The organism is Tepidibacter mesophilus, from assembly GCF_002724055.1.
GTDB lineage: Bacteria > Bacillota > Clostridia > Peptostreptococcales > Peptostreptococcaceae > Tepidibacter_A > Tepidibacter_A mesophilus.
Window position 1 is genome coordinate 1 of sequence record NZ_BDQY01000030.1, and the last position, 11,030, is coordinate 11,030.

An 11,030-nucleotide genomic window follows, 5' to 3' on the forward strand; every position below is an offset into this window, starting at 1 on the left:
GATTTACAACAAAATAAAGATTATGTGGTTATTATAGCAAGGAGGATACACCTGTTCCCATTCCGAACACAGAAGTTAAGCTCCTTAGCGCCGATGGTACTTGGAGGGCAGCCTCCTGGGAGAGTAGGACGTAGCCACGTAATCTTTTTTTATTGTATAGGAAACTATATGATTTTGAATCTATGGATAACATTGGTTGAAAACCTATACTTGCAACTATTTTTAAGCAACGGAGCCCGTTAGGGATCGTTGGCGACATGAGTCACCGCGTAGCGAGTAGACGAATTTTTTATTTTTTGTATAGTGGTTAATCGAAAATGGTGCTTATTTAAATACGGTGAATGTGTTAAATAGGTTTATAGAACTAAGTATTGTATCTTATTAAATATACTAAAACTTGTTAAACTCGCTTATGCTCAGACATAAGAAGTTTTTTAACGCATATTTAAACGATACAACATAAGTTGTATTGAAATCTATTCAAAAGATTCACTAACATTTAAATAATCATCTTTTTTAGTATTTGAATATACAAATAAAGCTAAAGATTAAAAAATATAGTAAAGACTAATAAATAAAAAAGATATAACTTTTGTTAATTAGAAGTTATATCTTTTTTATAAAACTTTAATTAATTTATTCATTCATAATTCTCTCCTAGATTTTTATTATTTATCCATTTTATCTATGAAGTTTTCGATTTTAGCTATTTTATTTTTTATATATTTAATATCTGAATTTAAATCTACTAAAAATCCTATAAAAAATAATAGTAATAAAGTCAGAACTGCTATTATTAATCCCATATTAAATGACCTCCAGATGATATATCTATATTATTATATTAACATATAATTACAGTAAAGATTAAATGTATATATTATCAATAGAAGTTTAGAATTAAAAAATATAAAATAAAAATTTTCAAATAAACGTTTTTTTATACTCTAAAGTTTAGTAAAATTAAGATATGCAAGAATAAATCTCCCCCTAGGAGATATGATAGTATCTTTATAAAAAATAAATAATAAAAAAATAAAATTATATTGTTAAATTGGGAAAAATATATAATGTTACTTAAAAATATTATATATGAAATATACTTGTTCATTAGAATTAGACAAGGAGGATTAAATTTGACTAAAAAAATATTTTACTTAATAGATGAAGAAGTTGTGCCGGATGTATATAGAAAAGTTATTGAGGTAAAGAAAATATTAAGCTCTGGTAAAGTTAATCAAGTAACAGAGGCTGTTAAAATAGTAGGTATAAGCAGAGGTGCATTCTATAAATACAAAGACTATGTTTTTTTAAGTAGTAATGACCAACTAGGCAACATAGTTACTTTCTCTGTATTTCTAGATCATACTAAAGGTGTCTTGTCGGGAATGCTTAATAGACTAGCTGATTTTGGATGTAATGTAATTACTATAAATCAAAATATACCTATAAATGATGTAGCGAGCTTAAGTTTAACTGTAGACACTAAAGATATGGAAGTATCAATAGATGATGTTATAGAGAAGGTCAAAGAGATAAAAGGAGTATGTAGTTTACAAATATTAGCAAGAGAATAAAAACTTAATAAAAAGGGGGAGATTAAAAAAATAAGAGGTGATTTAATGGATACATTAGATAGAAGAGAAGCTGTAGAGAGAATATTGAAAGAAAGCTCTGATCCAATAAAGGGAGCTAAACTTGCATATGATTTAAATGTAAGCAGGCAAGTTATAGTTCAGGATATAGCAATACTTAGAGCTAAAGGAATCAATATAATGGCAACTCCACAAGGATATATAATACCATCTATAGTAAAGGAAGATATGATAAAGGTTATAATGTCTAATCATCATTGCGGCATAGATGAGATAAAAGAAGAATTAGAGATTATAATAGATATGGGGGCTAAAGTATTAGATGTAATAGTCGAGCATCCAGTATATGGAGAGATAAGAGGAATTATAAATATAGCCTCAAGAAAAGAATTAAATGAATTTGTAGATCAAATTAGAAGAAAAGATTCAAAGCTGATGTCTAGTTTGACAAATGGAATACATTATCATACTATACAGGTTAAAAATGAAAATGTATATCAAGGTATAATTAAGGAATTGGATAAAAAGGGATACTTGCTAAAAAATAAATAAAGTGATATATTTTAGAAAAAAGTGACAAGACAGAAGAGTACACACCAATACTATGAGATTAGGAGAATATTCTATGAAGGATAAAAACATGATAGACGAGATAATTAAAATAAAAGAAGAAAAAGATATAAAGATACTTGCACATAACTATCAAAATTACGAAATTCAACAGATTGCAGACCATGTAGGAGATTATTTACAATTGATTGAAGCTGCTAAAAACATTGATTGTAAAACTATAATTTCGTGTGGAGTTAAAAGCTTAGGTGAAACATTAAAAATTGTATCTGATAAAAATGTAATTATACCAGTATCTGAAGCTATATGTCCTATGAATAAAAAAATTAATATTGAAGAATTAATAAGCTTTAAAAATATGCATCCCCAATTTACTATAGTATCAAGTCTTAACTCTCAAGTTAACTTAAAGGCTATATCAGATATATGTGTGCCCACATCAAAAGCTGTTGAAATAATAGAAAGATTAGATAGCGAAAATATATTGTTTGCTCCAGATATGAATTTAGGTAATTATATATCTAAAACAATTAAGAATAAAAATGTAATGTCATGGACAGGACATTGCACTATACATGATAAAGTTACTAAGGAAGAAATGATAAATGTCAAGCAAAAACACCCTGATAGACCTATAATAGTTCATGTACAGTGTAAAGAAGATGTAATAAAGCTTGCTGATTATGCTGGATCTACGTCTCAAATAATAGAGTATGTTAAAAATTTAAAAGATAATAAGGTAATAATAGGAACAGAAACGGGAATACTTCATGTATTAAGGCGATTAAATCCAGACAAAAAATTTGATTTATTATCTCCAACTCTTATATGTATGAATATGAAAAAAACATCATTAGAAGATGTGCATAGATGCATAACTGAAGGTAAAGGGGAAGTAATAGAAATAGATGAGAATGTGAAATTAAAGGCATTAAATAGCATAGACAATATGATGAAGCACTTATAAAGTGAAACTTATATAAAGGAGAATTTGTATGAGAGAATATTTGACTAAAACATTGAATGGTATGGCATTAGGTCTTTTTAGCTCACTTATAATAGGACTTATATTAAAGCAAATAGGAGATATTTCGGGATTTGATAATATAGTTTTATTTGGGAAAATAGCTCAATACATGATGGGACCTGCTATTGGGGCTGGTGTTGCGTATTCAATAGGAGCTCCGCCCCTTGTAATATTCGCATCATTAATAACTGGAGCTATAGGGGCTGGAAGTGTTAATATTACAGATGGTGTAGCAGCACTTAGAATAGGAGATCCTGTTGGAGCTTTCATAGCATCATTAATAGCAGCTGAGGTAGGAAGATTAATATCAGGGAAAACTAGTATTGATATAGTTTTAATTCCTGCTGTTGTTATTATAATTGGTGGATTCGTTGGAGTATTTATAGCTCCAGTATTATCTTCTATGATGAGTGCTATAGGAAGTTTCATAAATAGAGCAACAGAGTTAAAGCCAATACCTATGGGAATCGTGGTATCTGTGACTATGGGAGTAATACTTACACTTCCTATAAGTTCAGCTGCTTTATCTATTGCACTTGGTCTTAATGGATTGGCAGCAGGAGCAGCTTTAGTTGGATGCTGTTGTCAGATGGTGGGATTTGCAGTTGCATCTTATAGAGAAAATAAAATTGGAGGTCTTATATCTCAAGGTCTAGGAACATCGATGCTACAAGTTCCAAACCTTATAAAAAATCCACTGATATGGATACCTCCTATAATAGCAAGTGCTATAATAGGGCCTTTGGCTACTACTGTGTTTCACATGAAAACTAATAGTATAGGAGCAGGTATGGGAACTAGTGGACTTGTTGGTCAAATATCGACTATAGCAGTTATGGGAAAATCATCTATGCCTAGTATAATAATTCTTCATTTTGTACTTCCGGCTGTTATTAATCTTGTTGTGTCTGAGTTTATGAGAAACAAGAGATATATTAAGGATGGAGATATGAAGATTAATAATTAAGTTTCACTTTATGCTCCTTTATAGATTATAATAGTTATAATAACTACAATCTATTAAAGGAGCATAAACTATGAAGAATATAGGTATAATAACAGATACTAATTCACAATTAGCAGACTTCTTAAAAGAAAATCTGAACATGGTATTCAAAGACTATGTTAATATAAATAATTATTATTTAAATGAACTTAAAAAAGGTGAATATATAAATGATGATATTGTTCTTGTTATGTTAGATGAAAAAGCCATTAAAATAAAACAGTATATGAAAAATATAGAAAATGTAGTAGTTATAAATAGAACTATAAGCGAAAAAGTAATATATAAATTATTTAAGATACCTGCAAATATAGATGTTTTGGTCATAAATGATATTAACCAAACTACTCTTGAAACAATATCTATGCTTTATAAAATAGGAGTAAACCATTTGAACTTGATTCCTTATGAAAATGACAAAGAATACAGTAATATTAAAGTAGCTATAACTCCAGGAGAAAAGAGAAAAGTTCCACAACATATAAATAAAATAATAGATCTTGGCCATAGACTAATAGATGTATCTACATTCATAGAAATTATGAATAAACTAGGAATAGAGGATAAGAAGGTTGGAAAAAAACTTATAAAATATACAGAGTCTATAGTTAGTTTAGATAATGGAATAAAAGATAAATATAAAGAATTATTTTCAAAAAGTGAAGAGCTAGATAATATAATAAACTTTTCTAATGACGGTATAGTAGTTATTGACAAAAGTAATAAAATTTCGGTATTCAATGAAGCAGCCAAAAAAATATTCGATATAAACTATGATGTAATAGGAATGAACATAGGAGATGTATTCGATGAAAGTATGAAGAAAAAGATAGATTCTGGAGAATTCTCAAATAAGTTAATAGAATTTAATGATAAACATTTGAATGTAAGTAAATACTATATGAAATATTTTGAAGAAAAAGTATGGGTATATTTCAATATTCAAGAGATAACATACATTAAAAAATTAGAGCAAAACTTAAGTAAGCAATTAAAGCAAAAAGGTCAGATAGCTAGATATAGATTTCAAGACATAAAAACTAATTCAAATATAATGAAAAACTGTGTAAACTTATCTAAGAAACTAGCAAAATCAGATCTTACGATATTAATAACAGGAGAAAGTGGTACTGGAAAAGAACTTTTAGCTCAATCTATACATAATGAATCCGACAGAAAAAATCAGCCATTTATAGCTATAAATTGTGCAGCTGTTCCTGAAAACCTTTTAGAGAGTGAATTATTTGGTTATGAAAAAGGAGCATTCACTGGAGCATTAAAAGAAGGTAAAAAAGGTCTGTTTGAACAAGCACATAATGGAACTATATTTTTAGATGAAATAGGTGATATGCCTACGAGTCTTCAAACAAAACTACTAAGAGTATTACAGGAAAGACAGGTTATGAGGATTGGATCTGAAAATCTTGTTAATATAGATATTAGAGTAATATCAGCTACAAATAAAAATTTGATAGAAGAGATAAAAAGGAATAATTTTAGAGAAGATTTATACTACAGACTAAATGTTTTACCAATAGAAATACCTCCTATTAGACATAGAAAAGATGATATTATTCCTCTTATATATTTTTATATGAATAAAAAACTTGAGTTAGAAGATAGTGTAAAAGATATATTGTCCAATTATAGATGGCCAGGTAATATAAGAGAAATAAAAAATGTAGCATCATATATATCTATAATGAGTGAAGAGATAGTAAATGAGACTAATCTTCCTTTATATATACTAAAATCATATCAAAATGTAGATGAAGAAATCAATATAATACAGTCTGACGTTGATTTATATAAAGTATTAAAAATACTTAAAGCTATAAAAGAGCATAATAATTTGAACAAAACATCTGGACGAAGTAATTTATATAAGTATATGAAGCTTCAAGGATTCAATATAAATGAAAGTGAAATAAGGAAAATATTAGTTAAATTAAATGGGTTAAATATAATATCTTCGCACGTTGGAAGAGTAGGTAGCAAGATAACCTATAAGGGGAATCAAGTTATAAATAGGTTAGAAAATAGGTTTTAAAATTGATTTATTCAACCTATTTATTTTACAATAATAAATAATAAATTGAGAATTTTTTTTTATTAGAAATCAACTTTGAGGTAGATTATTTTGAAGTTGATTTTTTTATTACAAAAATTAAGAGATTGTAGTTACTGAAATATTGATAAATTTTTAATAAAAAAAATCAATAGAATCAAAATAATTAAACACTTTAAAACCTGTAATTTAGAGATGTATACAAATTATGACTATATGAATTTTTCGACAATTAAGATGAACATACATTAAGTTCCTCCTGCCTATTATATATATAAATTAAATATTATGAACTTAAAATATAATAAAAATGAAAAAACTGGCATATATATTGCTGATAATAATATTATAAAGGAGGTATGTATATGAGCAAGAGACCGATAATAGGAATTTCAGGAAGCATGATGATTGATAGTGGAGGAATGTTCCCAGGATATGAAAGATCTTATGTTAATAATGACTACATACAGTCTGTAATAAGAGCAGGTGGAATCCCATTTATAATACCTATGGGAGAGTGTGATGAAGTTATCAAACAGCAAGTAGAAACTATCGATGGATTGATTCTTTCAGGAGGACATGATGTAGATTCTTTACTTTATAATGAAGAGCCCACTCAAAAATTAGGAGAGATATATCCTAAAAGGGATGAGTTTGATTATAGGCTTATAGAATATGCTATGGGAAAAGATATTCCTATATTAGGAATATGCAGAGGTATGCAGATACTTAATGTAGCAAATGGAGGAAGCTTATACCAAGATTTATCATTTATAGATGGTTGTTACATAAAACATTGGCAAGGAAACCAATCAGATGTTGCAACTCATAATGTAGATGTAGAAAAGGGAAGTAAGTTAAGTAGTATTATAGGAAATACATTTAAGGTCAACAGTTTTCACCATTTAGCAGTTAAAGATGTAGCTAAGGGATTTAATGTTTGTGCAAGAGCTAAAGATGGAGTAATAGAGGCTATCGAAAAAGATGGGGATACTTTTGTTGTAGGTTTTCAGTGGCACCCTGAGATGATGAGTAAAAATAATTCTAAAATGCAAGGTATATTTAAAAGACTAGTAGAAGAATCTAAAAAATAGGAGGTATACATAATGAAACAAACGAAAAAGAAGTTTGGTTTTTGGAGTATAGTACTTTTGGGAATTAATGCTATAATAGGCTCTGGTATTTTCTTACTTCCAAATAAAGCTATGAGTATTATCGGACCTGCTAGTATGTGGGTTATATTATTTGATATGCTACTTGTTGTAAGTATTGCTCTTTGTTTTGCAGAGGTTGGAGGTATGTTTAAGAAAAATGGAGGGCCTTATGTTTACGCTAAAGAGGCGTTTGGAGATTTTATAGGATTTGAAGTAGGGTTTATGAAATGGGCTATAAGTATAATAGCTTGGGCTGCTATGTCAGTTGCATTTACAACAGCACTTGGCAATATATTTCCTCAAACTCAAGACCCAACAATAAAAAATGCAATAATACTTACTATACTAATAGGACTTGGAGCTCTTAACATATTAGGAGTAAATATATCTAAGATGATGAATAATATTATAACTTTAGGAAAGTTAATTCCTCTTATTATGTTCGTTGTAGTTGGAATTTTCTTTATAAAGGGATCAAATTTCACACCAATGTTTCCATCAGGAACTTATGAAGCAGGAACATTTGGTTCATCAGCACTTTTAATATTTTATGCATTTACAGGCTTTGAATCTATAGCAGTTGCAGCAGAGGATATGGAAAATCCTCAAAAGAATATACCAAAAGCTATAATAACAGTTCTTGCAATAGTATCGGTATTTTATTTATTAATACAAGCCGTGTCCATAGGGGTATTAGGAACAGATCTTGCAAACACAGCAACACCTGTAGCTGATGCCGCAAAAATATTCTTAGGACCAGTAGGTGGAGCAATAGTTACAGCTGGAACATTAATATCAATAGGTGGAATAAATATAGCGGCATCATTCATAACGCCAAGGTCCGGAGTAGCTCTTGCAGAAGATGGATTAATTCCAAAGGTAATAGCTAAAAATGGAAGGTTTGGAACACCAACGCTTGCCATAGTTATAACTGTTGGGCTTGCGATACCGCTTGCTTTATCTGGAAGCTTTGCAAAACTTGCAGCTATAAGTGTTGTATCAAGATTCGCTCAATATGTTCCAACATGCCTTGCTGTTATAGTATTAAGAAAGAAAAGACCTGACCTTCAAAGTACATTTAGAGTTCCTTTTGGGTCAGTAATTCCTGTAATAGCTGTTGCTGTAAGTGGATGGCTACTTACTCAAACTACAATGGAAAAGATTATGTGGGGACTGGGAGGTCTTATACTAGGGGTTCCTATATATTTAATAATGAAGAAATCCAACGAAAAAGAAACTATAAAAGATTAAAAGTTAATCAAAAATAAAGCTTATTAAAATTATATAATTTTAATAAGCTTTATTTTCAAGAAAATTACCATAAAAATATTCAGAAAATTCTAATAAAAGTCTTGAAATCTATAAAATTTGTGATATAATAATATTAACAAATACATAAAGACAGGAGATGATAACACTAAAGAAAATATAATAAATTAAAAGAAAATAAAAATTCTTATAAGGGGTGATTAAAGAAAAATATATAAAATTACAAACGATTAAAGAATATTAAAGATAAAGGAGTGAGTCCACCAAAGAATGAATAGTTCACATAATAAATCAACATAAAAAAGCTAGTTCTTAAAAATAAATTTAAGGATTAGCTTTTTTGTGTTGAAAAGATGAAGATATACTAGATAATGAAGTAATTAAATAATAAACAACATTATTTAAATACCAATAATCGTATTTAAATAATGTTGTTTATTATTTAATTGCATTTAACCTGAAATTATGATATTTATTAATAAGGAATAACTTTTTTGTTACTACATAAACTCGTTAGAATGTATAGCGTGTAAAGTTTTATTGTGAATTTTACCTAATTAAAGATGTTAAATTTTACATAGGAGAATGCGTATGAAGGATAAAAATTGCAAAAAAAATATTATAAAAATATTTGTTTTTTTATTGTCAATATTTTTATTAATGACTCATTTATTAATAAAACATAATTTTGATATAAATAGAATTGATTTTATAATTGAAGGAATATGCTTTATTGTAATTGTAATTGGATTTGTTATTTCACTAGAAACTAAAATAAAATCATTAAGTATTGGATGTGGAATTTTTGCAATTTCAATATTTAATGATTCTCTAGATGAACTTAATTTTATTTCATTTCCTAGTTGGCAACACACTATATTTGAAGAGTTTTTTTTCGCACTAGGAATAATATTTATAGTATATGGGTTTTATAAAAATATTGATGAAAAAAATGAGATTTTAAAAGAATTAAAGCATTTAGCCTTTAGTGATTCACTGACTAACTTACTTAATAGAAGAGCTATAGAAAATAAAATAACAGAATCTATTGAAAAAGCATTAAAAAATAATACTAAATTAGGAATCTTATTTATCGGTTTAGATAAATTTAAATTAATAAATGATTCATTAGGGCATAGTGCTGGAGATTATATTCTAAAACAAGTTGCGAATAGATTAAAATTAATTGTTACAGAAGAAGATGCAATTGCTCGTTCAAGTGGGGATGAATTTATATTAATATTAAATGATATTAATCAATCTAATGAGGTAGTCCATATCGTTAAAAATATTATAAATATTTTTGAAAAACCGTTTATATTAAAAGAAAAAGAGTTCAATATTACTTGTAGTATCGGAATTTCAAAATTTCCTGATAATGGGAATAATGTAGAAATTTTATTTAAAAATGCTGATATGGCAATGTATAAAGCTAAAGAAAATCAAGGAAATAGTTATGAGTTTCATAATTATACAATGAGTGAACAAATGGATAAAAATCTTGAAATTGCACAGAGGTTTAGAATTGCACTACAGAAAAAAGAATTCATTCTTCATTATCAACCTAAAGTTGATATCAAAACAAATAAGATTACTGGATTAGAAGCTTTAGTAAGATGGAAACACCCTGAAAAAGGGTTGATTTATCCAAATAATTTTATCCCGATAGCGGAAGAAACTGGTCTAATTAAAAAACTAGATGAACACATATTAGAATTATCTTGTCTACAGATTAAAGAATGGCTAAACAAAGGTTTAACTCCACAAAATATTTCTGTAAATATTTCGGGTAAAACATTTTATGAAAATGATTTTCTTGATAGATTAGAGTCTACATTGATAAATACAGGGGTTATATCATCGTATATAAGTATTGAAATTACTGAAACAGCAGCTATGAAAGATAAGAAATATGCTTATAACATTTTGGAACAAATAAGAAAGAAAGAAATAAAAATATTATTAGATGATTTTGGAAAGGGATATTCATCGTTGAGTTATTTGAAAGAGTTTCCAATAGATGTATTAAAAATAGATAAATCATTCGTTGATAAGATTTGTTCTAATAATATAGATAGCTCTATTATTAAAGCTATAATTGATATGTCTAAAGCATTAAAACTGAAAGTATTGGCAGAAGGCGTTGAGACAGAACAACAATTAAGTCTTTTAAATAATTTGAATTGCGAGGAATATCAGGGTTATCTATTTAGCAAACCACTCCCTGCAGATGAGATTGAAGTTATGCTAACTGAAAATATAGAAAAAATAAAAGCGATCTAACTTAAGTTAGATCGCTTTTATTTCCTAGGAAATTACAAATTATGATTTTAAAGTACGA

The 11,030-nt window shown here is 27.9% G+C and carries 9 protein-coding genes and 1 rRNA gene; 9 read left to right on the forward strand and 1 reads right to left on the reverse strand.

What is annotated here, in order from left to right:
• Positions 1–23: 23 nt before the first annotated feature.
• Positions 24–140: ribosomal RNA gene (gene rrf, locus Tmeso_RS14305) — 5S ribosomal RNA — on the forward strand.
• A 528-nt stretch (positions 141–668) separates the two neighbouring features.
• Here the strand turns inward: rrf and Tmeso_RS16585 are convergent.
• Positions 669–806, reverse strand: a complete 138-nt coding sequence (locus tag Tmeso_RS16585) for a hypothetical protein (protein ID WP_187296386.1) — start codon at positions 804–806, stop codon at positions 669–671.
• 330 nt (positions 807–1,136) lie between these two features.
• On the opposite strand from Tmeso_RS16585, the gene Tmeso_RS14310 reads away from it, so the two are divergent.
• The 8 genes from Tmeso_RS14310 to Tmeso_RS14345 all read left to right on the forward strand — a co-directional run bounded on the left by Tmeso_RS14310 (position 1,137) and on the right by Tmeso_RS14345 (position 10,972).
• Positions 1,137–1,577, forward strand: coding sequence for an ACT domain-containing protein (locus tag Tmeso_RS14310; RefSeq protein WP_187296387.1), 441 nt, complete (start codon positions 1,137–1,139; stop codon positions 1,575–1,577).
• A 45-nt stretch (positions 1,578–1,622) separates the two neighbouring features.
• Positions 1,623–2,147, forward strand: a complete 525-nt coding sequence (locus tag Tmeso_RS14315; protein WP_099192400.1) for a transcription repressor NadR — start codon at positions 1,623–1,625, stop codon at positions 2,145–2,147.
• Positions 2,148–2,220: 73 nt separating this feature from the next.
• The gene (gene nadA / locus Tmeso_RS14320; protein WP_187296388.1) at positions 2,221–3,132 is read left to right on the forward strand and encodes a quinolinate synthase NadA; all 912 of its coding nucleotides are present in this window, start codon (positions 2,221–2,223) and stop codon (positions 3,130–3,132) included.
• A gap of 28 nt (positions 3,133–3,160) precedes the next feature.
• Positions 3,161–4,159 (forward strand): PTS transporter subunit IIC, encoded by a 999-nt coding sequence (locus Tmeso_RS14325; RefSeq protein ID WP_187296389.1) that lies wholly within the window; start codon positions 3,161–3,163, stop codon positions 4,157–4,159.
• Between the two features lie 70 nt (positions 4,160–4,229).
• Positions 4,230–6,248 carry a sigma-54 interaction domain-containing protein gene (locus Tmeso_RS14330; RefSeq protein ID WP_099192406.1) on the forward strand — a complete coding sequence of 673 codons (2,019 nt, stop codon included), beginning with the start codon at positions 4,230–4,232 and terminating at the stop codon, positions 6,246–6,248.
• 377 nt (positions 6,249–6,625) lie between these two features.
• Positions 6,626–7,360 (forward strand): gamma-glutamyl-gamma-aminobutyrate hydrolase family protein, encoded by a 735-nt coding sequence (locus tag Tmeso_RS14335; RefSeq protein ID WP_187296390.1) that lies wholly within the window; start codon positions 6,626–6,628, stop codon positions 7,358–7,360.
• Positions 7,361–7,372: 12 nt separating this feature from the next.
• The gene (locus Tmeso_RS14340; protein WP_099192410.1) at positions 7,373–8,671 is read left to right on the forward strand and encodes an APC family permease; all 1,299 of its coding nucleotides are present in this window, start codon (positions 7,373–7,375) and stop codon (positions 8,669–8,671) included.
• 609 nt (positions 8,672–9,280) lie between these two features.
• The gene (locus Tmeso_RS14345; protein WP_187296391.1) at positions 9,281–10,972 is read left to right on the forward strand and encodes a putative bifunctional diguanylate cyclase/phosphodiesterase; all 1,692 of its coding nucleotides are present in this window, start codon (positions 9,281–9,283) and stop codon (positions 10,970–10,972) included.
• Positions 10,973–11,030 lie beyond the last annotated feature (58 nt).

Bases quoted from the DNA above. Each gene is read 5' to 3' on its own strand.
- Tmeso_RS16585 (WP_187296386.1), bottom strand. From the start codon at position 806: ATGGGATTAATAATAGCAGTTCTGACTTTATTACTATTATTTTTTATA.
- Tmeso_RS14315 (WP_099192400.1), top strand. From the start codon at position 1,623: ATGGATACATTAGATAGAAGAGAAGCTGTAGAGAGAATATTGAAAGAA.
- nadA (WP_187296388.1), top strand. From the start codon at position 2,221: ATGAAGGATAAAAACATGATAGACGAGATAATTAAAATAAAAGAAGAA.
- Tmeso_RS14325 (WP_187296389.1), top strand. From the start codon at position 3,161: ATGAGAGAATATTTGACTAAAACATTGAATGGTATGGCATTAGGTCTT.
- Tmeso_RS14330 (WP_099192406.1), top strand. From the start codon at position 4,230: ATGAAGAATATAGGTATAATAACAGATACTAATTCACAATTAGCAGAC.
- Tmeso_RS14335 (WP_187296390.1), top strand. From the start codon at position 6,626: ATGTATATGAGCAAGAGACCGATAATAGGAATTTCAGGAAGCATGATG.
- Tmeso_RS14340 (WP_099192410.1), top strand. From the start codon at position 7,373: ATGAAACAAACGAAAAAGAAGTTTGGTTTTTGGAGTATAGTACTTTTG.
- Tmeso_RS14345 (WP_187296391.1), top strand. From the start codon at position 9,281: ATGAAGGATAAAAATTGCAAAAAAAATATTATAAAAATATTTGTTTTT.